At 59.6% G+C, this 26,478-nt stretch carries 27 protein-coding genes; 17 read left to right on the top strand and 10 right to left on the bottom strand.

Translation table 11 applies throughout. The features are described 5' to 3' along the window. Window positions 1-253: 253 nt before the first annotated feature. A complete protein-coding gene (locus SPE70_RS13725) occupies window positions 254-1,249 on the top strand; it encodes an SDR family oxidoreductase (protein ID WP_064170263.1) in 996 nt (331 codons plus the stop codon). On the opposite strand, the gene SPE70_RS13730 is transcribed toward SPE70_RS13725, so the two are convergent. The 5 genes from SPE70_RS13730 to SPE70_RS13750 all read right to left on the bottom strand — a co-directional run bounded on the left by SPE70_RS13730 (window position 1,246) and on the right by SPE70_RS13750 (window position 4,260). Further along, on the bottom strand, window positions 1,246-2,871 hold the full coding sequence (locus tag SPE70_RS13730) for an alpha-amylase family protein (protein WP_032735706.1): 1,626 nt from the start codon (window positions 2,869-2,871) through the stop codon (window positions 1,246-1,248). The genes SPE70_RS13725 and SPE70_RS13730 overlap by 4 nt on opposite strands. A gap of 54 nt (window positions 2,872-2,925) precedes the next feature. Continuing rightward, window positions 2,926-3,108, bottom strand: a complete 183-nt coding sequence (locus SPE70_RS13735; RefSeq protein WP_012968126.1) for a hypothetical protein — start codon at window positions 3,106-3,108, stop codon at window positions 2,926-2,928. Window positions 3,109-3,125: 17 nt separating this feature from the next. Further along, window positions 3,126-3,632 carry a ferritin-like domain-containing protein gene (locus SPE70_RS13740; RefSeq protein WP_064170265.1) on the bottom strand — a complete coding sequence of 169 codons (507 nt, stop codon included), beginning with the start codon at window positions 3,630-3,632 and terminating at the stop codon, window positions 3,126-3,128. A 23-nt stretch (window positions 3,633-3,655) separates the two neighbouring features. Beyond that, window positions 3,656-3,871 carry a hypothetical protein gene (locus SPE70_RS13745; protein ID WP_008804758.1) on the bottom strand — a complete coding sequence of 72 codons (216 nt, stop codon included), beginning with the start codon at window positions 3,869-3,871 and terminating at the stop codon, window positions 3,656-3,658. A gap of 203 nt (window positions 3,872-4,074) precedes the next feature. Further along, entirely contained in the window at window positions 4,075-4,260 is a 186-nt protein-coding gene (locus SPE70_RS13750) for a con-10 family general stress protein (protein WP_008804757.1), read from the bottom strand. A 652-nt stretch (window positions 4,261-4,912) separates the two neighbouring features. Here SPE70_RS13750 and SPE70_RS13755 point away from each other — a divergent pair. Together SPE70_RS13755 and SPE70_RS13760 are read left to right on the top strand one after the other, a co-directional pair. Further along, complete coding sequence (locus SPE70_RS13755; protein ID WP_008804756.1) at window positions 4,913-5,827, top strand: SDR family oxidoreductase; 915 nt, start codon at window positions 4,913-4,915, stop codon at window positions 5,825-5,827. 166 nt (window positions 5,828-5,993) lie between these two features. Further along, window positions 5,994-6,239, top strand: a complete 246-nt coding sequence (locus tag SPE70_RS13760; protein WP_008804755.1) for a DUF2543 family protein — start codon at window positions 5,994-5,996, stop codon at window positions 6,237-6,239. 66 nt (window positions 6,240-6,305) lie between these two features. Here SPE70_RS13760 and SPE70_RS13765 read toward each other — a convergent pair whose 3' ends face one another. After that, on the bottom strand, window positions 6,306-7,199 hold the full coding sequence (locus tag SPE70_RS13765; protein ID WP_012968123.1) for a LysR family transcriptional regulator: 894 nt from the start codon (window positions 7,197-7,199) through the stop codon (window positions 6,306-6,308). Window positions 7,200-7,313: 114 nt separating this feature from the next. On the opposite strand from SPE70_RS13765, the gene SPE70_RS13770 reads away from it, so the two are divergent. Further along, window positions 7,314-8,165 (top strand): Vmh family MBL fold metallo-hydrolase, encoded by an 852-nt coding sequence (locus SPE70_RS13770; protein WP_008804753.1) that lies wholly within the window; start codon window positions 7,314-7,316, stop codon window positions 8,163-8,165. Between the two features lie 177 nt (window positions 8,166-8,342). Next, complete coding sequence (gene sra / locus SPE70_RS13775; protein WP_012541615.1) at window positions 8,343-8,483, top strand: stationary-phase-induced ribosome-associated protein; 141 nt, start codon at window positions 8,343-8,345, stop codon at window positions 8,481-8,483. Here the strand turns inward: sra and SPE70_RS13780 are convergent. Continuing rightward, window positions 8,480-8,608: a hypothetical protein gene (locus SPE70_RS13780; RefSeq protein WP_046619973.1), complete on the bottom strand. Its 129-nt coding sequence runs from the start codon at window positions 8,606-8,608 to the stop codon at window positions 8,480-8,482. The two genes, sra and SPE70_RS13780, sit on opposite strands and share 4 nt — an antisense overlap. 55 nt (window positions 8,609-8,663) lie before the next feature. On the opposite strand from SPE70_RS13780, the gene SPE70_RS13785 reads away from it, so the two are divergent. The 3 genes from SPE70_RS13785 to SPE70_RS13795 all read left to right on the top strand — a co-directional run bounded on the left by SPE70_RS13785 (window position 8,664) and on the right by SPE70_RS13795 (window position 13,365). Beyond that, window positions 8,664-10,361 (top strand): NAD-dependent malic enzyme, encoded by a 1,698-nt coding sequence (locus SPE70_RS13785; RefSeq protein WP_008804752.1) that lies wholly within the window; start codon window positions 8,664-8,666, stop codon window positions 10,359-10,361. Between the two features lie 183 nt (window positions 10,362-10,544). After that, window positions 10,545-11,252, top strand: coding sequence for a hypothetical protein (locus tag SPE70_RS13790; RefSeq protein WP_032754479.1), 708 nt, complete (start codon window positions 10,545-10,547; stop codon window positions 11,250-11,252). A gap of 397 nt (window positions 11,253-11,649) precedes the next feature. Next, window positions 11,650-13,365, top strand: coding sequence for an ABC-F family ATP-binding cassette domain-containing protein (locus SPE70_RS13795; protein WP_046619977.1), 1,716 nt, complete (start codon window positions 11,650-11,652; stop codon window positions 13,363-13,365). A 36-nt stretch (window positions 13,366-13,401) separates the two neighbouring features. Here the strand turns inward: SPE70_RS13795 and SPE70_RS26435 are convergent, their stop codons facing one another. After that, window positions 13,402-14,355 carry a helix-turn-helix domain-containing GNAT family N-acetyltransferase gene (locus tag SPE70_RS26435; protein WP_046619980.1) on the bottom strand — a complete coding sequence of 318 codons (954 nt, stop codon included), beginning with the start codon at window positions 14,353-14,355 and terminating at the stop codon, window positions 13,402-13,404. A gap of 167 nt (window positions 14,356-14,522) precedes the next feature. Next, window positions 14,523-15,122, bottom strand: a complete 600-nt coding sequence (locus SPE70_RS13815; RefSeq protein WP_032733099.1) for an inorganic diphosphatase — start codon at window positions 15,120-15,122, stop codon at window positions 14,523-14,525. A gap of 253 nt (window positions 15,123-15,375) precedes the next feature. On the opposite strand from SPE70_RS13815, the gene adhP reads away from it, so the two are divergent. From adhP to SPE70_RS13850, 7 genes are all read left to right on the top strand, one after another. Next, entirely contained in the window at window positions 15,376-16,386 is a 1,011-nt protein-coding gene (gene adhP / locus SPE70_RS13820; protein WP_002906221.1) for an alcohol dehydrogenase AdhP, read from the top strand. Between the two features lie 157 nt (window positions 16,387-16,543). Further along, window positions 16,544-18,166, top strand: a complete 1,623-nt coding sequence (locus tag SPE70_RS13825; RefSeq protein WP_008804746.1) for a TIGR04028 family ABC transporter substrate-binding protein — start codon at window positions 16,544-16,546, stop codon at window positions 18,164-18,166. 10 nt (window positions 18,167-18,176) lie between these two features. Continuing rightward, window positions 18,177-19,121: an ABC transporter permease gene (locus SPE70_RS13830; RefSeq protein ID WP_008804745.1), complete on the top strand. Its 945-nt coding sequence runs from the start codon at window positions 18,177-18,179 to the stop codon at window positions 19,119-19,121. Further along, complete coding sequence (locus SPE70_RS13835; protein ID WP_064170268.1) at window positions 19,118-19,966, top strand: ABC transporter permease; 849 nt, start codon at window positions 19,118-19,120, stop codon at window positions 19,964-19,966. The genes SPE70_RS13830 and SPE70_RS13835 overlap by 4 nt, the downstream gene beginning before the upstream one ends. After that, window positions 19,963-21,579 carry a dipeptide ABC transporter ATP-binding protein gene (locus tag SPE70_RS13840; RefSeq protein WP_032730463.1) on the top strand — a complete coding sequence of 539 codons (1,617 nt, stop codon included), beginning with the start codon at window positions 19,963-19,965 and terminating at the stop codon, window positions 21,577-21,579. The genes SPE70_RS13835 and SPE70_RS13840 overlap by 4 nt, the downstream gene beginning before the upstream one ends. Then, complete coding sequence (locus SPE70_RS13845; protein WP_044613735.1) at window positions 21,579-22,565, top strand: putative FMN-dependent luciferase-like monooxygenase; 987 nt, start codon at window positions 21,579-21,581, stop codon at window positions 22,563-22,565. Before SPE70_RS13840 ends, SPE70_RS13845 begins: the two co-directional genes overlap by 1 nt. 9 nt (window positions 22,566-22,574) lie before the next feature. Further along, complete coding sequence (locus SPE70_RS13850) at window positions 22,575-23,666, top strand: alkylhydroperoxidase domain protein (RefSeq protein WP_324726339.1); 1,092 nt, start codon at window positions 22,575-22,577, stop codon at window positions 23,664-23,666. A gap of 6 nt (window positions 23,667-23,672) precedes the next feature. On the opposite strand, the gene araJ is transcribed toward SPE70_RS13850, so the two are convergent. After that, window positions 23,673-24,827, bottom strand: a complete 1,155-nt coding sequence (gene araJ / locus SPE70_RS13855) for an MFS transporter AraJ (protein WP_012968113.1) — start codon at window positions 24,825-24,827, stop codon at window positions 23,673-23,675. A gap of 277 nt (window positions 24,828-25,104) precedes the next feature. Between araJ and SPE70_RS13860 the strand changes: the two genes are divergently transcribed. Both SPE70_RS13860 and ppk2 read left to right on the top strand, forming a co-directional pair. Further along, entirely contained in the window at window positions 25,105-25,542 is a 438-nt protein-coding gene (locus tag SPE70_RS13860; RefSeq protein ID WP_012968112.1) for a VOC family protein, read from the top strand. Window positions 25,543-25,628: 86 nt separating this feature from the next. Beyond that, the gene (gene ppk2, locus SPE70_RS13865) at window positions 25,629-26,447 is read left to right on the top strand and encodes a polyphosphate kinase 2 (RefSeq protein WP_012541603.1); all 819 of its coding nucleotides are present in this window, start codon (window positions 25,629-25,631) and stop codon (window positions 26,445-26,447) included. Window positions 26,448-26,478: the final 31 nt, after the last annotated feature.

Raw genomic sequence — 26,478 nt, forward strand, 5'->3', positions numbered from 1 at the left:
CATCCTCTTCTTTTTCAACGCTAAGCATGTTTAATGTCACCATTTTTCCTCCTCGCGGGTTGACAGGGTTCTAACAGATTATAGAACGTCCTCGCCGATGCAGGCACGATCCAGCCAGCATCATCCGGATATGTCGTCTGATTCACACTGCGTATATTCCAGGATATTTCCCACCTCGTCATTGTCATTTGTGAGGAATAATTAACCGATCTGTGCAGTTAATATTGCGCTAGCCAAAAAAAATGAGGTCTCTATGTCTGTGATGGTAATTACCGGGGGAACCGCGGGGGCGGGCAAAGCCACCGCACTGCGTTTCGCTCGCGCAGGATACCACGTGGCGCTGATCGCCCGAGATGAGACGGGTCTGCAGGAAGCCCAGCAGGCCTGCGAACGATTTGGCATTAAAACGCTGGCCATTAGCGCCGACGTCGCCGATGCCGGGGCGCTGCAGCGCGCCGCCGCCGAGGTGGAAGCCGCACTTGGCGCGATAGACGTTTGGATCAACAACGCCATGACCACCGTGCTGGCCCCCTTTCGTCAGATGAGCGAGGAGGAATTTCGCCGGGTGACGGAGGTGACCTATCTCGGCTATGTCAACGGCACCCGTGCGGCGCTGGAGGTGATGGCGCCCCGGGATCGGGGAGTGATTATTCAGGCCGGCTCGGCGCTGGCCTGGCGGTCGATTCCCCTGCAATCGGCCTACTGTGGAGCCAAGGCGGCGATCCGCGGCTTTACCGATGCCGTGCGTACCGAACTGATGCACGAGAAAAGCCACATCCAGTTGACCATGGTCCAGCTGCCGGGGATGAACACCGCCCAGTTTGGCTGGGCGCGGAATAAAATGGATCAGGCCATGCAGCCGGTGCCGCCGGTCTATCAGCCAGAAGTCGCCGCCGAGGCTATCTATAGCGTCATCCAGCGTCCGGTCAACGAACTGTGGGTCGGGAAAAGCACCATCCAGTCGATCCTCGGCCAGGTCTTCTTTCCTCGCCTGCTCGATCGTCTGATGGTGAAAAAGGCGTGGGAGGGACAGTTTACCGGCCAGCCGAAGCCGGCAGAGCATCAGGACGACCTGTTCACGCCGGTACGCGGCAATCACCCCGGACACGGCCCCTTTAACGATGGCGCACGGCGTAAAGCGGTGACCATCAGCGCCGATCTCCCGGGAAAAGTGGCTGCCGGCGTCGGGATAGCGGTGGCGACGATGGCCCTGCGGGCGTTGTTCCGTCGTTCCGGGAAACGTCGTTAATCCAGGCTCCGGCTGAACCAGCGGTACCCATACCCGGAAAGCGCCAGCCGCGCATCTTTCCCGCCGTGTAGCCCATCCTGATAGAGCTTATCTTCCAGAATTGGGCTCCAGTAGCCCTCGGCCAGCGGCGGGAGCAGGACCTCTACCGCCTGCTGGCTGCAGTTCGCCAGCATCAGCACTTCCCGCGATTCGCTGCGATAGCACAGGCCCAGCACCGCAGCAGGTTTCACCGCGAGGATGGCGAAAGCAATGGAGCCCGGCTCGGTATATTCCGCCCGCGCCAGCACCATGTTGCGCACCCGGTTCAGCAGCGATCGGGGGTGGCGCAGCGCTGCTTCGACATTGATCCGCTGGTAACGCCACCGCCCGCTGGCTATCGGTTTTACCGGCAGATCGTCCCGCGCCGCCCGGGAAAAGCCGCCGTTGGGCGCCGCCGACCACTGCATCGGCGTTCTGACCGCGTAGCGCTCCGGTAAGCTCAGATCGTCTCCCATGCCAATCTCGTCGCCATAGCGCATCACCGGCACGCCGGGCAGCGCCAGCAGGATCGCATGGGCCAGCGCCATGCGCCGGGTATCGCCATCCAGCATCGGCGCCAGTCGCCGGCGTACGCCACGCTGGTAAACGGACATGGATTTATCAGGGGCAAAGGTGCGGATAACCTGGCGTTTATTGCGTTCGCCGATCCCCTCGAGATCCAGTTCATCATGGTTACGCAGCCAGTTGACGAAGCAGCACCCGTCCGGCGGGGTCACCATCGCCTGCAGGGCTTTTACCACCGGGGCGGCGCGCTGCTGCGCCAGACTGAGGTAGAGATATTTGTTAAGCCAGAAATTGAGCACCATCTGCAGCCGATCGCTGTGACCGAAGTAATGGCGGTAATCTTCTACCGCAACGTCCACTTCACCCAGCAGTATCGCCTCGGGATTGAGGCGCTGAACGACCTGCCGGAGATGGTTCAGCAGCGGGTAGCCGCGCGCCTCGTCGCCCTTCCCGGCCTGTTTCACCAGATGTGACGCGGCATCGAGGCGAAAACCTGACACGCCCGCCTGCAGCCAGAAGGTGATGATGTTTTCGATTTCAGCGATCACCGGCGGATGAGCAAGATTCAGATCCGGCTCATGACGATAAAACATGTGGCGATAGTATTGCCCGGCCTGTTCGTCCCAGCGCCAGACGCTCTCCTCGACGCCGGGAAACATGGGGGGATCGTCCTTCTCCGGCGGCCTGTCGGCCCAAAGATAGTATGGCCGCCACGGCGACCGGGGATCGCGTCGCGCCGCCTGAAACCACGGGTGCTGGGCGGAAGTGTGCTGGATAACCAGCTCAACAATCACCCGCAGCCCCAGCTCCCGGGCGCGGGCAATCAGCTCAATCACGTCGGCGATGGTGCCAAAGCGCGGATCGGGCTGCAGATGGTCGCTGATATCATAGCCATCATCCTGCAGAGGGGTGAGATAGAAAGGCGTCAGCCAGAGCACCGTCGCCCCGAGGCTGCGAATGTAATGTAGCTTTTGGCGAATACCGGCGAGATCGCCGTAGCCGTCACCGTTAGCGTCATAAAACAGTGAACTATCAACCTGATAAATGACCGCTCTGTGAAACCACTGTTCCCGTTGCATCACTATCACCTTGCTTATTCACCCTGACGGGTGGCCCGTCAATCGCCAGCAGATTCAGCGCGGTTTACGTCCGCCCCTCGCCGTCGGCCGGGGTTTAGCGACAGGCGATACGGTAGCGTGTTCCGCTGAAGGCGCCCTATTCGCCACCGCGTCCACCAGAGCCTGCTGTCTGGCGGTTAATTTCAGAGGAACCTGTTCCTCGACAGCATGGAGCGCGATCGTGTGGCGTTTAACCATAGTTTTTCTCCGGCGGCTTATTTTCCGGCCTCAACGCCAGGCAGATCGGCACGATGCAGAAATTGCCCGACGATCGTCGGCTGATGATGAAGCAGCCAGTCAGCCATGCCTCGCTCCTCCGCCAGCATCGCCTCCAGGGCGTGAATGGCATGGTGGTCGCCCACCCGTTTCGCCGCAGTCAATAAGGCGGTATAGCAGGCGACCTCGAATTGCGCAAAAACATAGGCCGTGATAATGACCTTAATGACCTCATCGCCGGGCAGCATCATCCCAATGGACTGGCCCAACGCGGCGACCCGGCTCATCGCATCCTGCAGCGCGGAGCGGGAAATATGATTACGGGCAATGATATCCTGCAGAGACGATAATTGCCGGCGAGTTTCATAGAGATGTTGTTCAAGACGCGTGCGCAGTGGCGGATAGTTCTCACTCCTTCTGAGTGCGGCGATTAATATCACTTCGGCCTGTTTCTCCATCGCATGTGCATCGCGCAGCCAGTTATGGTAATTTTCAATATCCGTCATAAATACCTCTGATAACCAATCCTTTATTTGGATGTGGGATCTTCATTCTCTTCCGCCGCCTGATCCGCTCGCGCTGCGCTATATCCGGATAAATGCCCAACGATATTCGCATAGATGCTAATAAGAATGACCCACAGGACGCTGTTTTTCCACCAGATTAACGAGGGTATTGCCAGAATGACCCACATCACGGCGGCCACAAGATGGCAACGTTTAATCAATGCCGGTGTCAGTTTCATTTTTATTACCTGCTATGTTATAAATACTTAACCGTTAACCAGCATGTTGCCGATTCATTTACTCTTCGCGTATTGCCGATAAATAAATACGAGTATCCGACCAGATTTATTATTACCAGCCCATATAAACAGAAACCTGCGGACCGGCAGGCCCACAGGTTTTTGTTTCGGCGCCCTTTTTAAAGCGCCTCAGGCTTCAGTCATTAACTGTCACCGGCTTTACGACCACCGCCATGACTGTTCTTACCACCCTTTTTACCGGCTTCGGATGCACGTTCAGGATCATTTTTAAAGTTCCCGCCGCTGTGCTGTCCGCCTTTACGCCCGGCTTCGGATGCTTTTTCACGATCTTCTGCAAAGTTACCTGAACCGCCTCTATGCTCTGCCATAATTTCACCTTTTAGGTTTACTCGATCTCGGTTGGTAAATGGAAAATGACCCTGTTACAAATCATCGCCCTCGATATCTAACACTAGAGGAATGCTCGCAGGAGTCAAATTAACGCCAGGTGTTTATCCACATCAAATAGAAAATAAAAAGAAAATAACGAAGCGGTAATAAAAATAAATACTGCGTAACTCACTTATTCGCCTTAGGTTATCACCATTTTCTATCGTGAAACTTTTCCCCTCGACGCTTTTGTAAAAAAATGAAAATGATAGATGTTATTTATTTTTTTCTTCAGCCAGACATCACCGTCATAAAAATACTCACAATGAAGTAGTTCATCAACCATCCATAGGTGCAAAAAACTATTTTTTCACAATGCACACCCCTTCGCCTTTAAAAAGCATACCGTCATTCAGCCCGCCCGGTAAAATAGCCCCGCACCGCAAATTAAGGATGGAATAATCCTAATTTAACACCACCAATAATAACGCAGCGACATACAACGAAATTCGCCAAGGATCAGCCGGTTAAAGTCAAATAAAGCCCCTATTTTGCCTGTTAAACAAGATAGATGATCCTCTGGCGCTGCCTGGCCTGGGGTGAAGCTGACCTATCCTTAGGTCTGGCCCGTTCTGTCTGAAGGAGATGACTATGCAAGATGAAAAACCGCCAATGAAAAAATTACCCACCTCCATGTTGCCAGAAGAGACGGCTCCCCGTCCGGAGTTCCCGGAGCAAGAACAAACCCCGCCGGGTCTGGATGCGGAGATGGAGCCGTCACCGGACCACGGGGAAACCAGCTACACCGGCACCGGGCGGCTGGCGGGTAAGAAAGCGTTAATTACCGGCGGCGACTCCGGCATTGGCCGCGCGGTGGCGATCGCCTTTGCCCGCGAAGGGGCTGATGTCGCCATAAGCTATCTGCCGGAGGAGCAAGAGGATGCCGATGAAGTCATCGCGCTGATCAAAGCCGAAGGTCGCACGGCAGTGGCCCTGCCGGGGGATATTCGCTCCGAGTCCTTCTGTCAGTCGCTGGTGGCCGACGCGGTGGAACAATTGGGAGGCCTGAGCATCCTGGTCAATAACGCCGGACGTCAGCAATACTGCGAGACGCTCGAGGAGCTCACCACCGAAGACTTTGACGCCACCTTTAAAACTAATGTCTACGCGCCGTTCTGGATCACTCGCGCGGCGCTGCCCCATCTCCAGGCCGGGAGCGCAATCATCAATACCACCTCGGTGCAAGCCTATAAACCCAGCCCGATTCTGCTCGATTATGCTCAGACCAAAGCCTGCCTGGCGATCTTCACCAAATCGCTGGCCAAGCAGGTGGCGAAACGAGGCATTCGCGTCAACGCCGTGGCGCCAGGCCCTTACTGGACGGTGCTGCAATCCAGCGGCGGCCAGCCGGACGAGAAAGTGAAACAGTTCGGCAAAGACACACCGATGGGCCGCCCGGGGCAGCCGGTCGAGATCGCCCCGCTGTACGTCACCCTGGCATCAGACGCCTGCTCCTATACCTCCGGTCAGGTGTGGTGTTCTGACGGCGGGGACGGCGTGGTCTAAATCCGTCGCCTCCGGGCCGATAAGCGGGCCGGCGTTATGCCGGTCCCTCCCCCAACACGATCGCCGCGCAGCCCTGCGTGGCGATTTTTCCTCTCCCGCAGCGTGTTTAGCCGGCTGCATGCTATGATATCCGTCCGCCGCTGTGCGCTGACCCTGAGGACAACTGATGAGTAATGAGATCCCCCTGAAATTTTATGACATCGTGGACGAGTACGAGACCGAAGCGGCCTCCCCGGTTAAAGAGACGGAACGCGATGCGCTGGCGCGCTATTTTCAACTGCTGATTGAGCGGCTGATGAATAACGAAGAGATCGATGAAGAGGCGCAGCAGGAGATGGCCCGCGAAGCGGCCATTGATGAACGCCGAATTGACGATATTGCCAACTTCCTTAATCAATGGGGCAACGAGTAAGTCTCATCGTCAGCTCACCGGCAGGGCCACCGCCCGCCGGTGTTGCCGCTGAATGCAACGCCATGTTCATGCCCCGGCGGCAATCTCCCCCAGACGTCGCTGCAGCGCATCCAGAAACAGCGGTAGCCCATCGGGCTGATAGTCGCGGGAAAGATAGATGCCATAGACGCTCAGCGCCTTCGGCGTCCAGTCAGGGAGCACCACCTCCAGCGCCCCGCTGGCCAACGCGCTCCGCGCCTCCAGTTCGGGGAGCATCGCAATGCCGCACCCGGCGACCGCCGCCTCCAGCAGCAGAGAAGAGATCCCCGCGCTCAGATTGCCGCTCACCGCCACCGACGCCTCCTGCCCCTGCGCATCGCTGAACTGCCAGCGCTGGCCGGCAAAGTGGCTGTATAACAGACAGTTATGCTGTTGCAGATCGTCAAGTGTCGCCAGCGGGCCATGCTGCTGGAGCCAGCGCGGTGCGGCACAGAGGAGCGAACGACACAGCCCGAGGCGGCGAGCGATCGCCCCGGGCTCGGGGTTGTCGGTAATGCGAATGGCCACGTCGATGCGCTCGCCGATCAGGCTGACCGGATGGTTATTGATATCCAGCTCCAGGCGCAACTGCGGATAGCGAGCGAGGAAGTCCGGCAGCAGCGGAGAGATCAGCTGCATTGCCGTGAAGTGCGCGCAGGCGACGCGCAGCGTGCCGCTGGGGTCGGCCCGCTGGCGCTCGCCGGCGATTTCATCGGCGATCCGCGTCAACCCGCGGGTCTTAAGCAACACTTTTTCCCCCGCCGGCGTCAGGGTCAGCCGGCGGGTGGAACGATGGATCAGCCGGGCGCCAGCCCAGTTCTCCATCTGCTCCAGATAGCGACTGACCATCGGACGCGACATCCCCAGCGCCCGCGCCGCGGCGCTGAGACTTCCCAGCTCGCAGATGCGCAGGTATACCTGAGCAGCAATCACCCTGTCCATCATGCCCCCTTCATCTGCACGATTTATGAAACTCAGCATCTCTTATTTCAGGAATTCTATCAAATAGCGAAATCCGTACAATGGAACGCATTCACCTGTTACTGAGAACACATCATGAAATTATCTGCTCTTGCTGTTGCCACCGCCCTGTTCAGCGGTTCGATCTTCGCGGCGCCTCTGACGCTGCAAACCTACAATCCGCAGGAAAAGGGCATCTTTGCCGTTAACTCCACTCTCGTTTCCGGCCCGCACGAAGCAGTGCTGTTTGACGCGCAGTTCAGCGTCAAAGACGGCGAAAAGCTGGTAGACATGATCAAGAAAAACGGCAAGCCGCTCACGCGGATTGTGATCACCTCTGGCGATCCGGATTTCTATTTTGGTCTTGAACCGCTGATGAAAGCCTTCCCGCAGGCGGAAGTGGTCGCCACGCCGGAGGTCGTCAAACATATTGAAGCCACCAAAGCGGCCAAACTGGCGTACTGGGGCCCGCAAATGAAAGATGGCGCGCCGACACAGGTGTACGTTCCGCAGGCGCTGAAGGCCAACAGCTTTACCATCGACGGTGAGAAAGTAACGATCATGCAGCCGCATGACTACGCGGCGTTCGTCTGGATCCGGGCGAACAAAACGATCCTCGGCGGCACAGGCGTGGCGTGGGGCATGCATCTCTGGACCGCCGACACCCAGACATCGGCCAGTCGCCAGCAATGGCGCCACACGCTGGACCAGATGATCGCCCTGCACCCGCAGCGGGTGATCCCTGGTCATTACCTCGGCACCCCGCCGGAGGGAGACAGCGCGGTGCGCTTCACAAAAACGTATCTCCAGCAGTTTGAGCAGGCGCTGAAGACGCATCAGGATTCGGCCGGGGTGATCAAGGCCATGGAGACGCAGTGGCCGGGCCTGGCGGAGACCAGCTCGCTGGAGTTAAGCGCCAAAGTTAATACCGGCGAGATGAAGTGGTGATCCCGGCGGCGCGTGAGGGAGACTGTTCTTAATCTGGCGCGCGAAGGTTGCTATTGCCCTGAAAATGGACCACCCTAGCTGAGGTCGCACAAAAAACGTGCGGCCGACTTTGGGTTACATTTCATCCGGTCACCACCGGGTTTGCCCTTGAAACCAGAACAGGATAAAGGAGTCAGAATGAAATCGAACCATCAGGCACGTCATCTTCTCGGTCTGAACTATAAGCTTTCCCAGCAGAAAAAAGTGGTGCTGGAAGGCGATGAAGAAACCACCCTCAACCACATCCATGCTACCGGCCGCAAACGCCGCGGTGGTTAATTTTCAGTCTGAGTGATGATAAACAACACCGTCCTGTTGCCAGGATGGTGTTTTTTTATGGCAATTGATTGCTTGTTTACCCGCTTGACGACCATCTGCTCTATACTCTGCCCGCTGCTTTCCACCCGCCCTCGCTTATCGCCGCGCCGGGACTGTGGTCATGATCAAGGAGTTAGTGCGATGCAATTTACCCATAAGAAAAACCGTTCCCTGTACATCCCTTACGCGGGTCCCGTTCTGCTTGAATTCCCCCTCCTCAACAAGGGCAGCGCCTTCAGTCTGGAAGAGCGCAGCAATTTCAACCTTCTTGGCCTGCTGCCGGAAGTGGTTGAAACCATCGAAGAGCAAGCGGAACGCGCCTGGATCCAGTATCAGGGATTCAAAACTGAAATCGACAAACACATCTACCTGCGTAACATCCAGGACACCAACGAAACCCTGTTTTATCGCCTGATCGGCAACCATCTCGAAGAGATGATGCCGGTTATCTATACCCCGACGGTGGGCGCCGCCTGCGAACGTTTCTCCGAGATTTACCGTCGCGCCCGCGGCGTCTTCATCTCTTACCAGAATCGCCATAACCTTGACGACATCCTGCAGAACGTCCCGAACCATAACGTGAAAGTGATTGTGGTCACCGATGGCGAGCGTATTCTCGGCCTCGGCGACCAGGGGATCGGCGGGATGGGGATCCCGATCGGCAAGCTGTCGCTGTACACCACCTGCGGCGGCATCAGCCCGGCTTATACCCTGCCCATCGTGCTGGACGTCGGAACAAACAACCAGCAGCTGCTCGACGATCCGCTGTATATGGGCTGGCGCCATCCGCGCATTACCGACGACGAGTATTATCAGTTCGTTGACGACGTGATCCAGGCGATTAAGGCCCGCTGGCCGGACGTTCTGCTGCAGTTTGAAGACTTTGCGCAGAAGAACGCCATGCCGCTGCTCAACCGCTATCGCAATGAAATCTGCTCGTTTAATGACGATATTCAGGGCACCGCGGCGGTCACCGTCGGGACGCTGATCGCCGCCAGCCGCGGCGCCGGTAGCCAGCTCAGCGAGCAGAAAATCGTCTTCCTCGGCGCGGGTTCCGCCGGCTGCGGCATCGCCGAGCAGATTATCGCCCAGATCGTCCGCGAAGGCGTTAGCGAAGAAGAGGCCCGCCAGCGCGTGTTCATGGTTGACCGCTTCGGCCTGTTAACCGACGGCATGCCTAATCTGCTGCCGTTCCAGAACAAGCTGGTGCAGAAGCGTGAGCATCTGCAGGGCTGGGATACCACTAACGATGTGCTGTCCCTGCTGGACGTGGTGCGTAACGTGAAGCCGAACATTCTGATCGGCGTCTCGGGTCAGCCGGGGCTGTTCACGGAAGAGATTATCCGCGAGATGCACAAGCACTGCCCGCGGCCAATCGTGATGCCGCTCTCAAACCCGACCTCACGGGTGGAAGCGACGCCGCAGAATATCCTGAGCTGGACCGATGGCGAGGCGCTGGTCGCCACTGGCAGCCCGTTTGCCCCGGTCACCCTGAAAGGCAAGCAGTACGCCATCGCGCAATGCAATAACTCCTATATCTTCCCGGGGATTGGTCTGGGCGTGATTGCTTCCGGCGCGTCGCGGGTCACCGACGAGATGCTGATGGCCGCCAGTGAAACCCTGGCGAAACACTCGCCGCTGGTGAACAACGGCGAAGGTCCGGTGCTGCCGGAGCTGAAGGATATCCAGACCGTCTCACGGGCAATTGCCTTCGCGGTCGGCAAGGTGGCGCAGGAGCAAGGCGTGGCGGTGAAAACCTCCGCTGAAGCGCTGCTGCAGGCCATTAGCGATAATTTCTGGCTGCCGGAATATCGCAATTATCGCCGCACCTCGATTTAATCACGCTCACCGGGCCGATATATCGGCCCGGTTTTTAATAACGCCAGAATAATATCTCCCACCATAGAAACGCCTTTTTCGCCCATATTCATTCATCGTAAAAATATAAAACGGATAGCATTTGCCGCACGCCCTCCGCTGTGCAAAATAGTTGTTTCTCACCCCCTCACAACGGAATGTGAAATGCTAAAATTAACCCCTGGCGCGAATAAAGCGAATGCGATTCTGATCCGTATTGTCTTGTTTCTTATCGGCGGTATCGCCATCATCACCGGAATGTGCCTCTTCAGCGGTGATATGTGGATGCTCACCCCGCGGGCTGAACAGTATCAGCCCGCCACCGGCGATCTGGTGGATGTCGTCATCTATGAACCGAGTAAATTTTTCTTCGCCCTGCTCTACGTGTTTATTATTACCCTGGTCTGGCTGCTGGCGGTACGTAAAATCCCCTGGCGGCCGATACAGCATCCTATATTACCGCTGATGGTACTGATTGCCGCCGGGATATTTATTTTCCTCCATCCGGAGGTTACCCCCGGACGAGATGCCAGTATTCAGTACGGTAAACACAACATTTCTTACACTGCCATTTTCTGGAGCAAAACGAATTCAGATCGACATGTCATTCAACCCTCTAAATATGAAATTTTTGTTGAAGCGAAAGATCCCCGCTGGCTTATCGACAGAAACAATCTTGGCCGCGCCTGGCGCTGTGAAGTCAAGCGGTATAGCCAGTTTTACACCCTGTCATTCAATGAGGGCTGGTTTCCGGACGGCGATCCGCAGGTCATGGCCCGCCAGTGTACTCAGGTAAGCGATCTGAACGCGCTCAGTGATACGGCAATCATGATTGCCCGCCCGATCGCCACCGTTCCTGTGGAGGCATCGTAAATGAGCCAGCAAAAAAATGGTTCTGCAACCATGTTCTGGCAAACACATAAGCCCTCTGCGCCAACCCGGCATCGTAGACAAAGGCGGCGCAGGTGAAAGCTGGCGGGGGCCCCCTGCCAGTTTTGTCACTGGCGTCGCTAGCCTTTCCCCACTACACTGCCAGCACCCACCCACTGACTGAATAAAAAAGGAGGCCCCCCATGCTGTATTGTGAAATGTTTATTGTTTCACATGCATTAGGCAATTGCGCCAGCTCAAGCGTTATCGGTATCGTGCTGCGATAACTATGGCTTGAGCGAAGACACTTCACGCAATCCCTTCTCTCCGGCTTACCGGGTTATCGTCAGCGAGTTTTGACGAGGCATTTGTATGCCTGTAACTCTTGAGTAAGTTGACTATGAGTACATTACTAACTGCCCATGCGCTCCACGTGGAGACTGCCTTTGGGCCGCTGTTTAACACCCTCTCCTTCACCCTGAAGAAAGGCGACCGTATCGGTCTCATCGGCCATAACGGTTGCGGCAAAAGCACCCTGTTGCAGGTGCTGGACGGCACCCTCGCGCCCACCTCGGGCAGCGTCTCACTCGCCGGTCAGTGTCTGATGGCCCGCGTTGAACAGCATCTGCCGGAGGCGCTGCGTTCGCAGTCGCTGTTGCAGGCAGTACTGGCCCCGTTACCCGCTGATGTACGGGAAGCGCAGCGCTGGCTGGCCGAACGCCTGCTGGCGCAGATGGGCTTTACCCCGGCGGTGATGGAGCAGCAAACCACTACCCTGAGCGGCGGCCAGCACACGCGCCTGCTGCTGGCCCGGGCGCTGATCCGCCAGCCTGACCTGCTGCTGTTGGATGAGCCTGGCAACCACCTCGATCTGCCGACCCTGCTGTGGCTGGAAAGCTTCCTGCAAACCTGGCAGGGGAGCTTCGTACTGGTGTCACACGACAACACCTTACTGGATGCTGTAACTAATGCGAGTTGGATCCTCCGCGACCAGACGCTGCACAGCTTCGCCTTGCCCTGCAGCGCTGCCCGTCAGGCACTGCAGGAGCAGGATGAAAGCGCCGCGCTGCGCCATAAGGCCGAGCAAAAGGAGATCGACCGGGTCAGCGCCAGCGCCCGGCGGTTGGCCACCTGGGGTCGCGTCTATGACAACGAAGACCTCGCCCGCAAAGCCAAACAGATGGAGAAGCAGGTCGCCCGCCTGAAAGACGAGCAAACCGAGCTCAGCGTCGGCCCGCCGTGGCGTCTGTCATTGCAGGGGGACGCCCTGCCGGCCGACCGCCTGCTGGAGATGGACACCCTGCCCGTCGCGCCCGCGCCGGGCCTGCCATCCCTCTTCACCACCGGCGTGGCGCGCCTGCGCAGCGGCGATCGCGTGGCCATCATGGGGCGCAACGGCGGCGGTAAATCGTCCCTGCTGCGCCTGCTGTGGCAGCAGATGAACGACGCATCGCCACTCCCGGGGCTGCGCCTGCATCCCCGGCTGCACCCCGGCTACTATGACCAGACGCTGGAGCAGTTACCGGACGATGCCAGCCTGCTCGACGCGCTGACGCCGTTCGCCCCGTCGGCCGACACCCGTAAACGGGCGCTGATCGCCGCCGGGTTTGGCTGGGCGAGACATAGCCAGAAGGTCAGCACCCTCAGCGGCGGCGAGCGGTCGCGGCTACTGTTTGTTGGCCTCTCGCTGGCGCGCTACAGTCTGCTGCTGCTGGATGAACCCACCAACCATCTTGATATGGAGGGTAAAGCGGCGCTGGCGCAGACGCTGCGCGATTACCCCGGCGGCGTGCTGCTGGTCAGTCATGACCGCCAGCTGATTAGCGAAAGCTGTAACCGCTTCTGGCTGATCGACAACGCCGGGTTAACGGAATGGCACAGCCTGGAGGAGGTCTATGCCCGTCTGCAGGCCGTGGCGCCCGCCCCGGACAGTCGACTCGCTTTGCAGAGTACGTCCGCCGGGGCTGACGATGATGAGGAGGCGCTGCTGGCGCGGCTGATTGACCTGGAGCAATGGCTGGCTGACGATATGGCCCGCAAGCCAAAACATCAAAAGCCATCACTTCAGGCGCAGTGGCGAGAGGAGATTAACCGCCTGCTTAACCAGTTGGCGTAATCTCCAGGTTCCCCCACCGGCTAAGGCGTCACGCCCTTAGCCGGTGTTTCCGGACCGGGTAAATTGCTGCTCGGTCATTACCTTTCCCCACTGCTCTCCCTGCCATTCGCGGGTTAACGTGAAGCCAAAGGATTCATACAGTTTGCGGGCCGCGTCCAGCCCTTTAAAGGTCCACAGCTGCACCGCGCTAAACTGGCGACTATCGCAGAAAGCCATCGCCTCGCTGATGAGCCGCCTGCCAATGCCGGTTCCCCGGCAGGTGTCATCGAGAATAAACCAGCGCAAATGCGCCTCCTGCTGGCCGAGGTCCTCGCCATCGATAGCCAGCGAGCCGACGATTTTGCCTTCGCGGATCGCCAGCCAGATCTGGTTGGCCGGGGAGGAAAGCCGGGTGGCAAATTCCGCTACGCCGCTGGCGACCTTGCCTTCAAAAAAAGCGCCAAAATCATGATGACGGGCGTAATACTCCCCGTGCATCTGGGCTATCCGGCCGATCATCCCCGGCTGGTAGCCGGTCATCAGCGAAATTTGCGGAACCGTATCCGCGAGCGCGCTATCCCGACACTGCGCCAGCGCCCGGGCATAGGCCGCCAGTCCAGTGGCGACAGTGTGCTGCTGCGTCTCATCCAGATGGTCTAACGCCTCCACCACCTGACGGGTACCCCAGGCGTTAATTTTCGCCACCGTATCGTGCCCCTTTGCCGTCAGGGCGAGTGATTTCGCGCGCGCATCCTCCGCGCAAGGACGCTCCTCCAGCTCACCGGCCGCCAGCAGACGAGAGACCATCCGGCTGACGCTTGATTTTTCCAGTCCCAGCAACGTGACCAGCTGCGCGGCCGTCATCTCCCCCCTCATCGATACCTCAAGCAGGGTGTGCACCGCCGAAGGTGAATAATGGGTGGCGGCCAGCGTGGTGCTCATAAAGCCCAGCTCGCGCACCATTAACCGCGAGGCGGTACGAATCTGTTGGATTAAGGGGGTGTCAGGCATGGCAGCGGGTCCAGAAAATGAAATGGTTGTACAATACAACCATCAACTTCATCCTGCGTCAAGATGCAATATGGTGAGATAAGCGTTGCCGTGTGACCTGTGATTTCGCCGGCATAGGGATCATGAAAGCGAATGCCGCGGGCGCCGGACAGCGCCCGCGATGAATATTATTGCGGGTTCTTCGCTTTCCAGGCTTCCCAGGCCGATTTGATCTCCTGCTTCGCAGCGGCGGCATCGTTAAAACCGGCCAGCTCAACCTTTTTACGCCCCTCTGGCAGTTCTTTATAGACCCGGAAGAAGGCCTCCAGCCGCTGCTGCTCGATTTTTGGCAGATCGGTGATGGTCATGATGTCGTCATAGGTTGGGTCAATTTTACTGGCCGGCACGGCGATGATTTTGTCGTCTTTCTCACCGCCGTCTATCATCTTAAGGACACCGATCGGCCGCAGCTTAATCAGTGTACCCGGCGTCATCGGCGCGCGAGTGTAAAACACCACGTCCAGCGGGTCGCCATCTCCGGCCAGCGACTGGGTCAGCGAGCCGTAGTTCGCCGGGTAAGCCACCGGCATCGACTGAAAGCGGTCGGCGATGATAAACCCCGTTTTGGCGTCGGTTTCATACTTAATGATGCCCCCTGCCGGGATCTCGGTGACGGCGTAAAATTCTTCCGGGTTGTTTTCCGGCTGGGGGAATTCCAGTACGTTCTGCGCCTGCGCGGCGGCGGACAGAAACAGACCGGCAGTGAGGATGGTTTTTACCAGATGCATTGTTGTATCACTCTGTTGTTATAAGAAATTGATGCGCAAAACGATAGAGTTGGGTGATGAAGAAAACATGACCATTCAGTGACGCTATTATTACCTACCAAAATTAGAGGTATTGCCTGAATTTTGTGCTACCGCTGTAGCAAAAAACCACATCCTGTACTAAAGCGCCTTGTATTTTTCTCCATCGCGTCTAATCCTTATTGGGTACTATTGCATTAATAAAATTAAACAATCCCCTCACAAGGAGACAGGCATGAAGGCTGCTGTTGTTACCCACGACCATCAGGTTAACGTCACGGAAAAAACGCTGCGCCCGCTGGAATACGGTGAAGCGTTGTTGAAAATGGAATGCTGCGGCGTGTGTCATACGGACCTGCACGTGAAAAACGGCGATTTTGGCGATAAAACCGGCGTCATTCTCGGCCATGAAGGGATCGGGGTGGTGCAAAAAGTCGGACCGGGCGTCACCTCCCTGAAGCCAGGCGATCGCGCCAGCGTAGCGTGGTTCTTCGAAGGCTGCGGCCACTGCGATTACTGTAACAGCGGCAATGAGACGCTGTGCCGCTCGGTGAAAAACGCCGGCTATACCGTCGACGGCGGCATGGCGGAAGAGTGCATCGTCACCGCCAACTACGCGGTAAAAGTCCCGGACGGCCTCGACTCCGCCGCCGCCAGCAGTATCACCTGCGCGGGCGTCACTACCTACAAAGCGGTCAAGGTCTCTCACATCAAACCGGGTCAGTGGATCGCTATCTACGGTCTCGGCGGGCTGGGCAACCTGGCGCTGCAGTATGCGAAGAATGTCTTTAACGCCAAAGTGATCGCTATCGACGTCAACGACGGGCAGCTGGAGCTGGCGGCCTCGATGGGCGCCGATCTGACCATCAACTCCCGTAATGAAGATGCGGCGAAAGTGATTCAGGAAAAAACCGGCGGCGCGCATGCTGCCGTGGTGACCGCGGTGGCCAAAGCGGCCTTTAACTCAGCGGTGGATGCCGTTCGTGCCGGTGGCCGCGTGGTCGCGGTGGGCCTGCCGCCGGAGGCGATGAGCCTCGATATTCCACGTCTGGTGCTCGACGGCATCGAGGTGGTCGGTTCGCTGGTCGGTACTCGTCAGGACCTGGTGGAAGCCTTCCAGTTTGCCGCCGAAGGTAAAGTGGTGCCGAAAGTTACCCTGCGCCCGCTGGAAGATATCAACGCCATCTTTAAAGAGATGGAGCAGGGTCAGATCCGCGGCCGTATGGTTATCGATCTGCGCAGCTAATCACCAACGCCTCTCCCGCCCGGGAGAGGCGCTTGCCTCACGCTTCCCACTCGCGAAGTAAATCCAATTTCCGCAAATGCTTAGCGCAATTCCTTGGTTCCTTTGTTTTTAGCCGCGCCCGATGATGGCAACACAATAGATAACAAAGGAATTCACCATGCATCGTCATTTTCGCCTGCCCGCGCTGGCCGCCCTGTTTCTCTCCGGCGCCTTTTCCGTCTGGGCCGCCGACACGCCGGTTAAAGGCGGCACCTTAATTTATCTGGAGCAGCAACCGCACACCAATCTCTATCCGCCCGCCGGCGGCTTTTATCCGAATGGCGGTATTCTCAATCAGATAACCGACAAGCTCACCTGGCAGAACCCGAAAACGCTGGAGATTGAGCCGTGGATTGCCGAGAGCTGGACCAGCAATGCCGATAAAACCGAGTACACTTTCCACCTGCGCAAAGGGGTCACCTTCTCGGACGGCACGCCGCTTGACGCCGCCGCCGTGGCTAAAAACTTCGACACCTATGGTCTGGGAGATAAAGCCCATCGCCTGCCCGTCTCGGAGGTCATCAATAACTACCAGCGCAGCGAAGTGATCGACCCGCTGACGGTGAAATTTTACTTCAACAAACCGTCGCCGGGCTTCCTGCAGGGAACCGCCACCATCGGCTCCGGTCTGGTATCACTCAGCACCCTGCAGCGCAATTTTGAAGAGCTGGGCGATGCCCGGCATATTATCGGCTCCGGGCCCTTTGTGGTGCAGGATGAAAAGCCAGGCCGCGAGCTGACGCTGGTGGCGCGCAAGGACTATCAGTGGGGGCCGAAAAACAGTGCCCAGCAGGGGCCCGCTAACCTCGACGGCATCACCTATATTGTGACCCCGGAAGACAGCGTGCGCATCGGCGCGCTGCTGGCGGGTCAGGCGGGCTTTATTCGCCAGGTGCAGGCCTACGATGAAAAGCAGGCGACCGATCAGGGATTTAAGGTCTACGCCGCCCCTACCCGCGGGGTCAACGACAGCCTGAGCTTCCGCCCGGATAACTCGCTGGTCGCCGACCTGCGGGTGCGCCAGGCCCTGCTCCATGCCACCAACGCCAAACAGGTGGTGGAGACGCTATTCTCCGCTAACTACCCGCAAGCGACCTCCGTACTGGCCAGCTCCGCCGCCGGCTATGTCAATCTGAGCGATAAACTGACCTTCGACCAGGCCAAAGCCCGACAGTTGCTGGACGACGCCGGCTGGAAGCCCGACGCCGACGGTATTCGCAGTAAAGACGGCCAGCGGCTGGCGCTGACGGTATATGAATCGCTGCCGCAGCCGCAGAATAAGGAAGTGCTGCAGCTGATCGCCCAGCAGTGGCGCCAGGTGGGTGTGGCGTTGACCGTCAAAGCCGGGGATGCCGGTAGCCGTACGCTGGACAATCTTGACCCGCAGAAAACCCCGCTCACCGTCTCAGAAGTGGGCCGCGCCGACCCGGATGTGGTGAAAAGTATGTTCTTCCCCAACAACCGCGATGCGCTGCTGCAGAAAGGCGGCTCCAGCGATAAAGTGCAGCATTTCCGCGATGATAAGCTGAATGACCTGCTGACCGGCATCTCCGCGGCGGTAGAGCCGCAGCAGCGCTTGCAGTTAACCGGTGACGCCCAGCGCTATCTGATCGATAACGCCTATGTGATCCCCATTTTCGAAGAGCCGCAGGTATTCGCCGGCGCGCCGTGGGTCAAAGGCGTCAGCTTCGAGGCCGTCGGTCGTCCGTCGTTCTACGGCGCGTGGCTGGACAAGCACTAAGAGGCCGGGTATGAGCGCTTATCTTCTGCGACGGTTCGGCCAGGGACTGCTGGTCCTGTGGGCGGCATTTACCCTCACCTTTTTCCTGCTGCAGGTGCTGCCGGGAGATGCGGTGCTGATCAAGTTTCAGAACCCGGACCTCGGCCTGAGCCCGGCGCAAATCGCTGACATGCGGCTGGCCTACGGCGCTGACAGCCCGCTGTGGCGCCAGTACCTGCACACGCTGCTGGCGATGCTGCACGGCGACTTCGGCTATTCCCTGCAGGCAGGGCTGGCAGTCAGTAGTCTGATTGCCAGCAACCTGCCGGATACCTTAAGCCTCGCGCTGCCGGCCTTCCTGCTGGCCGTGGCGCTGGCGTTCGCCCTCGCCTTCGCCTCGCGTCTGCCGGGGCTGCGCTGGCTGAGTAACCTCCTGCAGTCGTTGCCGGTGCTGTTTATCTCTCTGCCGACTTTTTGGCTGGGTATCGCCCTGATCCAGCTCTTCTCGTTTCAGTTGCGTTGGATCCCGGTGATCAACCCCGGCCCACTGGAAGGGCTGATTTTACCGGTTATCGCCGTCGCGCTGCCCATTTCGGCACCGCTGGCGCAGATCCTGATGCGCAGCATGGATCAGGTGGCGGTTCAGCCCTTCGTCGCGGTCGCCCGCGCCAAAGGAATGAGCGAAACGGGCGTCCTCTGGCACCATGTGATGGGCAACGCTCTGCTGCCGGCGCTGAATATTGCCGGGCTGCTGCTGGGCGAGCTGATTGCCGGGGCGCTGATCACTGAGACCGTCTTCGGCCGCAGCGGCCTCGGCCAGCTGACCCAGCAGGCGGTCAATAACCAGGATATCGCCGTGCTGCAGGCAGTGGTGATGATCTCCGCCCTCGGTTTCGTCCTGATAAACCTGCTGGTCGACCTGGTTATGCCGCGACTGGATCCCCGACTCCATTTACAGACCGGAGGTGCGAAATGAGCCTGGTCGATTATGCCATCGCGGTTCGCCGCCGCCCGGAATGGCGCAGGGTGCGTCTGCAGCCTGGCTTGTGGCTGGCGTGGGCGGTGATGATCACTGCGCTGTTAATGGCCCTCGCCCCGCAGTGGTTTACCTCCGCTAACCCGCTGGAAGGGATCCCCGGCGCTCAGCGCCTGGCGCCGCAAGCGCACTACTGGCTGGGTACCGACCAGCTGGGGCGCGACCTGTGGACGCGGGTGGTTTACGGCGCGGTACATTCCCTGTCGGCGGCGCTGATCGCCGTCGCCATCGGCCTGGTGGTAGGTACCGCCCTTGGTACGCTCGCCGGGGCGCTGACCGGACGTGTTGAATCCACGATCATGCGCCTGGTCGATGTCCTGCTGGCCATCCCCTCCCTGCTGCTGCAGCTCACGGTAATTATTCTGCTTGGTTTCGGCACGGTGAATGCGGCGGTGGCGGTTGGCGTGGCGGCTATCGCCAGCTTCGCACGCCTGGCGCGGGCGGAGGTCGTGCGCGTGCGCCACAGCGATTACGTCGAGGCGGCCCGGGGCAGCGGCGGCACCTTTTTCGCCGTCTTCTGGCGCCATATTCTGCCCAACTCGCTCACTGCGGCGCTTGCTTTCGCGACGCTGCAGTTCGGACAGGCGATGTTGGCCCTGGCCACCCTCAGCTTCCTCGGCTACGGCACCCCGCCGCCGGTCCCGGAGTGGGGATTATTGATCGCCGAAGGTCGCAACTACCTGTCGACCGCCTGGTGGCTGACCACCTTCCCCGGCCTCGCCGTGGTCGCCGTGGTCCTTGCCGCCAATCGTCTTAGCCGCCAGTGGAGTGGAGTACGCCCATGAACGTTCTGTCCGTTGAAGATCTGCGCATCAGCTACCGCTCGCGGGGCGAATGGCGCGAGGTGGTGCACAACGTGAGTTTTTCCATCCAGCGTGGCGAAATGCTGGCCTTCGTCGGAGAATCCGGCTCGGGGAAAACCACCACCGCGCAGGCCATTATCGGCCTGCTGGCGGATAATGCCCGCCGGGATGCCGGGCGGATTGTCCTCAATGGCGAAGTGATTAGCGACTGGTCGGCAAAACGCCTTAACCGCCTGCGCGGAGTGAGCATCAGCCTGGTCCCGCAGGATCCCGGTAATTCGCTCAATCCGGTAAAAACCATTGGCCAGCAGGTGGAAGAGATCCTGCGGCTGCATCAGTCCCTCTCCGCCGCTGAGCGCCGACAGCAGGTCCTTAACCTGCTCACTAAAGTCGGTCTCAGCCACCCGGAACAGCGTTTTGACCAGTATCCGCATCAGCTGTCTGGTGGGATGAAACAGCGGGTGCTGATCGCCATCGCCATTGCCCTGCAGCCGGATCTGATTATTGCCGACGAGCCCACCAGCGCTCTCGACGTCACGGTGCAGAAGCGCATTCTCGACCTGCTCGATATCCTGCGTCGCGAGTCGGGTACCGCCGTGCTGTTTGTCACCCACGATCTGGCGCTGGCCGCAGAACGCGCCGACCGGATCATGGTGTTTCGTCAGGGAGAGATTCAGGAACAGGGCGCCACCGAGACGATTGTCCAGCGTCCGCAACACCCTTACACCCGCCAGCTGCTCCACGACCTGCAGGATGCGCCGTTGGGGCTGACGGCGGCTCGTCACCGACTGCTGGCCACGCCGGCCATTCGCGTGGAGGGGATCAGCAAACGTTTCTCGCTGGGCAAACAGGCGCTGCAGGCGCTCGACAGCGTCAGTTTTGAGGTCAGACGCGGCACCACCCATGCGCTGGTGGGCGAATCCGGCTCCGGGAAAACTACCCTGGCGCGGATCCTGCTGGGCTTTGAGCGCGCCGATGCCGGACAGGTGACCATCGACGGTATCGACGCCGGGCATCTCAGCCGCGAGGCGCAGCGTCAGCTGCGGCGGAAAATCCAGTTTGTCTACCAGAACCCCTTCGCCTCGCTCGACCCGCGCCAGACGCTGTTTGCGATTATCGAAGAGCCGTTAAAGAACTTTGAGCGCCTCAGCGCGTCGGCGCGTCGCCTGCGCGTGGAGACCGTCGCCGCGCGGGTGGCGCTGGCCCCGGAGCTGCTGTCGCGTACGCCGCGGGAGCTCTCCGGCGGCCAGCGGCAGCGGGTGGCGATTGCCCGGGCGCTGATCCTCGAGCCGGCGATACTGGTCCTTGACGAAGCGACCTCGGCGCTCGACGTCACCGTTCAGGCGCAGATCCTCGCCCTGCTGCAGCAGTTACAGCAGCAGTTGGGTCTGAGCTACCTGTTCATTACCCACGATCTGGCGACGGTCAGGCGGATTGCCGATAGCGTCACGGTACTGCGCGCCGGCCAGGTGGTGGAGCATGGCGACGTTGACCGCCTGTTCGCCACTCCGCAGCAGGCCTACACTCGCGAACTGATCGCCGCCATTCCCCAGGTTTCACCCCGCTTAGCACAGGCCCACACGGAGAACGCATAATGCCTAAACGCCTCGGCTTTTTTACCCGTCTGCTCGATCAGGGCTCCGCGCAAACGCGCTACCGGCTGGCGGCCGAACAGATCCGCCACGCGGAGCGTTTGGGCTTCGACAGCGCATGGATTGCCCAGCACCATTTTCATGAACAGGAAGGCGGCCTGCCATCGCCGCTGGTGTTTCTCGCCCACGTGGCGGCACAGACCGACCGGATCCGTCTCGGCACGGCGATTATCACTCTGCCGATGGAAAATCCGCTGCGCGTCGCCGAAGACGCGGCGGTACTGGATTTACTCACCGACGGACGTCTGGAGGTGGGGTTTGGCTCCGGCGGCACGCCAACGTCATTTCTGCCCTTCGGCCTGACCAGCGAGCAGCGCGGGTCGGTGTTTGCCGACCATCTGCACCTGATCCATAGCGCCTGGCGGGGCGATACCCTGAGCCACCCGGACAACCGTCTCTATCCACCCGCACCGCAGTTGGCGGAGCGTATCTGGATCGCCACCTTCTCGGCGGAGGGCGCCATCCGCGCCGGTCAGGCGGGACACGGGCTGATGCTGTCGCGCACCCAGCCAAGGCCCCCCGGTGAGCCACGTCTGCCGCTGGACGCCATTCAGAACCCGATCATCGACGCCTACCTGGAGGCGCTGCCGGACGGCGTTGCACCGCGGATCCTCGCCTCGCGCACCGCCTTCGTCGCCGACAGTCACGCCCACGCCCTGCAGGTCGCCGAGCCCGGTCTGCGCAAGCAGGCGACACAGCACCGGGCGGCGGGTCATACGATAGAAGGTGACAGTGTCACCGACTATCTGCAACAACTGGATGCCCACGTTGGCGATCCTGAGCATGTTATTGCCTCCCTGGCGCAGGACAGCGTGCTGGCCCGCGCCACCGATATTTCGTTTCAGGTGCACTCGGTGGAGCCTTCGCACCGGGATACGCTGCGTTCCATTGAGCTGATCGCTCAGCATATTGCCCCCCACATCAGATAAGGAGTCACCATGACGCTGAGTCAGGATATTCTGGCCGAACTGGCGGAGATTGCCCCCGGTTCCCCGCTCGACCAAGCGCGCGCCGTACGCGACGCCAGCACCCGTCACGCCCAGGGAAGTTATGAAGTGCTGTTCAGCCAGCAGGACGCTGACTTTCCTCTTGATGAACGCTTCGCGGTGGCCGCGAAGGTGGCGAAACTGCACCAGGCGGACGCGCTGGCGGCGCACTATGCCGGTTTCGGGCTCGCCGATCCAACCACCGATCGTCTGGTCCCGGCGCTGGCCTTTGCCCGCCTGCTCACCTTCACCCCCGTCGAAGCCACCCCCGGCGCGCTGCACACCTTAACCGGCGCGGGCTGGAGCCTGCGGGGCATCGTCACTCTGGCGCAACTGGTGGCCTTTGTCAGCTTCCAGAGCCGACTGCTGCTGGGCCTGCGGGCGCTCAACCATAAACCGATCGTCAGCGCCGATACGCCGCAGGTTGCCGGATACTGGCATACCACACCGCATACCCAGAGCGGCAAAGCGGCCCCGGTTCGCTTCACCCGCGATGAGCTGCACTGGGAACCCTGGCTGGCCGATAAACCGCTGGCGGAATTCAACGCTGAAGAACAGGCGATTCTGGCCAAATATGGCCATAGCGACTCCCCCTACTTTCGCCTGCTGGCGCGCAATCAGCCGGTGCTGGAGCAGCGGCCCCTGACCGATAAAGGCATTTTCTATACCCCCGGGGGATTGCCGCGCGCCGAACGCGAGCTGGCCGCCACGGTGACCAGCAAAATCAACGGCTGTATCTACTGCGCCTCGGTGCATGCCCGTAAAGCGGCGCAACTGGCGAAGGACGAGACCGCTGTCGACACGCTGCTGGCGGTGACGCCGGGGGAGAATTTGAGTGACGGCCAGTCGCCGCGCTGGCAGGCGGAAATCGACGCCGCCGCTGCGCTGTCGGTGACGCCGCCGGGGCTGAATGCCCGCCATCTGGCGGCGCTTGATGAGCAGGGTTTAGATACCCTGGCCCAGCTGGATCTGCTGCAGTCGGCGGCCTTTTTCGCCTGGGCCAACCGGCTGATGCTGACCCTTGGCGAACCCTGGCGTGAGTAAGCGTCGTTAGCAAGCTTGTCGGCGCTGATGGCAGCCATAGACGAGCAAGGCGCTCATCGCCAGAAACGACAGCGTGGCGGCAGGAAGCGCCACGCTGTTCCAGCCAAAGCCCTGGGCAATCATCATCCCGCCGCAGAAGGCGCCGATGGCGCTGCCGAGGTTGAAGGCAATCTGCCCTCCTGCCGCCCCCAGCATCTCGCCGCCTTTGGCGTTCTGCAGCAGCAGGATCTGCAGCGGCGCCGACAGGGCGAATAGTCCCGCGCAGCAGATAAACGCCAGAGTCAGCGAAGCGACTTTATGCTCACCGAAGGCAAAGATCAGCAGCAGCGTCACGGCAATGACCCCGTCGGTTATGGCCGCAATACGCAGCGGGCTGAAGCGTCCGGAAATTTTGCCGCTGAACAGATTACCGACCACCATTCCCAGCCCCGCCAGCATCATAATCAGCATCATCCTGCTTTCGGCAAAGCCGGAGACATTGAGCATAAAGGGCTTAATATAGCTGAACCAGGCAAACACACCGGCGTTGCCAAACATGGTGGCGGCAAAAATCAGCCACGGCGCCGGGGAGGCCAGAAAACGGAACTGCTCGCGCAGCCGGGTGCTGGTGCGATCATAGAGGGTGGGTACCCAGCAGAAAATAGTCATCAATACGGCGACGTTAAACACCGCGATTAGGGCAAAGGTATAGCGCCAGCTGAAGTGATGCCCAAGCCAGGTGCCGCCGGGGACGCCCACCAGATTAGCCACCGTCATCCCACCAATCATCCCCGCCACCGCGGCGGTCACCTTCCCCGGCGGCGCGATTTTCGACAGGATAATCGCGCCGACGCCAAAGAACGCCCCGTGAGGAAAACCGGAAACCAGGCGGCCAAGCGCCAGCATGGCGTAGCTACTGGAGAGAGTAAACAGGGTATTGCCGAGAATACACAGGGCAGCGAGAAACAGCATCACCGATTTCAACGAAAACCGGCTGGAGAGCAGCGCCATGATCGGCGCGCCGATCACCACACCGAAGGCATACCAGGCAATCATATTGCCGGCGGCGGGGATCGAAATCCCGACATCGTGCGCCATATCCGGCAGCACGCCCATAATGCCAAATTCCGCCATGCCGAGTCCGAAGGTGCCCAGCGCCAGTGAAAAAATCGTTTTTTTCATACATCTTATAGGGGTATTGAGAGACGGCCGGCATTATTGACCATCCCGCCCCGACACACCAGCTAAAAACGCCCGACGGCAGTTTCCTCCATACAACGGCCTGATTCGTTCATGCTCGCCGCCCGCACGGCCGGCCATCATCGAGCCAGCGACGGCGTGACGTAGCAAGACCCTCCCCTATTAAAATCAGTGGGCTCAAAGGGATAAACGCCCAATTGATCTCAACTTAACTTGAGGTTGTAAAGTCTCCCCATCATTCACCTCTGGAGAATCATCGATGCAAACTGTTGATGTCGGTTTTACCCATGTCGCCTTTACCGTCCGCTGTCTGGCCAGCAGTATTGATTTTTACACCCGCTATACCGCGATGACCGTCATTCACCAGCGCGAGCCCGGCTTGCCCTCAGCGCGTAAGGTGGCGTGGCTCAGCGATCGCACCCGGCCCTTCGCTCTGGTGCTGGTGCAGAGTGACGATCCGGCCGACACACCGCTGGGCCCGTTCGGCCATCTCGGCGTCGCCTGCGCCACCCAGGCGGAGATCGATGAGAAGGTTGCTCAGGCGCGGCGGGAAGGCGTTTTGCGGCGGGAACCGGAACAGCTGGGCGATCCGGTGGGATACTTCGCCTTCTTTGCCGACCCGGACGGTAACACCCTGGAGCTGTCATGGGGGCAGCGGGTAGGGCTGGAAGTCATTGCGGCGGGGAACGCCAGCTAGCCCGTCCCCTGCACGAATATTTTCCACCGCCTCGCCGGCGAAGGATTACACTTCAAAGGGATACCTCGGCAACACGGAGCATGGCGATGGGTAATAAGAAAAACGGTAATCCGGTCGACGCGGCGGTGAAGACCGCCCCGCTCGACAATAAAGCGTATGAGAAGGCGTTGCGCAAACTCCATGTTGAGCTGGTGAAACTGCAGCGCTGGGTGGTGCATAAAGGGCTGAAGGTGTGCATCGTCTTTGAAGGCCGGGACGGCGCCGGCAAAGGCGGCACCATTAAGGCGATCACCGAGCGCGTCAGCCCGCGTATCTTCCGGGTCGTCGCCTTGCCCTCACCCACCGAGCGTGAGAAAAGCCAGCTCTATTTTCAGCGCTATATCAAGCACCTTCCGGCGGCTGGCGAGATTGTGATTTTCGATCGCAGCTGGTACAACCGCGCCGGCGTCGAACGGGTGATGGGCTTTTGTACGCCGGAGGAGGTGCAGAAGTTTCTCGACGGCGCGCCGATGGTGGAGCGCGGCATGGTCGAATCGGGCATAATTCTGCTCAAGTACTGGCTGGAGGTCTCACCGCAGGAGCAGGAGCGCCGCCTGCGGGATCGCATCGACGATGGTCGTAAAATCTGGAAGCTCTCGCCGATGGACATTAAGTCTTTCAACCGCTGGGATGAATATACCGCCGCCCGCGACGCCATGTTCGCCGCCACCGATACCGCCTGGGCGCCGTGGTTCGTCGCCCGCTCGGAGGATAAAAAGCGCGTACGCCTGAATATCATCACCCATCTGCTGTCGCAGATCCCCTATGAAGCTTTACCGGTGGAGCATGTGACGCTGCCGAAGCGCAAAATTGGCAAAATGAAACAGACCAATTTCCCCTTCCGCTTTATTCCCGAGAAGTTCTGATTATTCTTCGCCGCGCTGGTTAATACCAGCG

Source organism: Klebsiella sp. ZJOU C1 (genome assembly GCF_035620215.1).
In the GTDB taxonomy this organism is placed as follows: domain Bacteria; phylum Pseudomonadota; class Gammaproteobacteria; order Enterobacterales; family Enterobacteriaceae; genus Klebsiella; species Klebsiella variicola.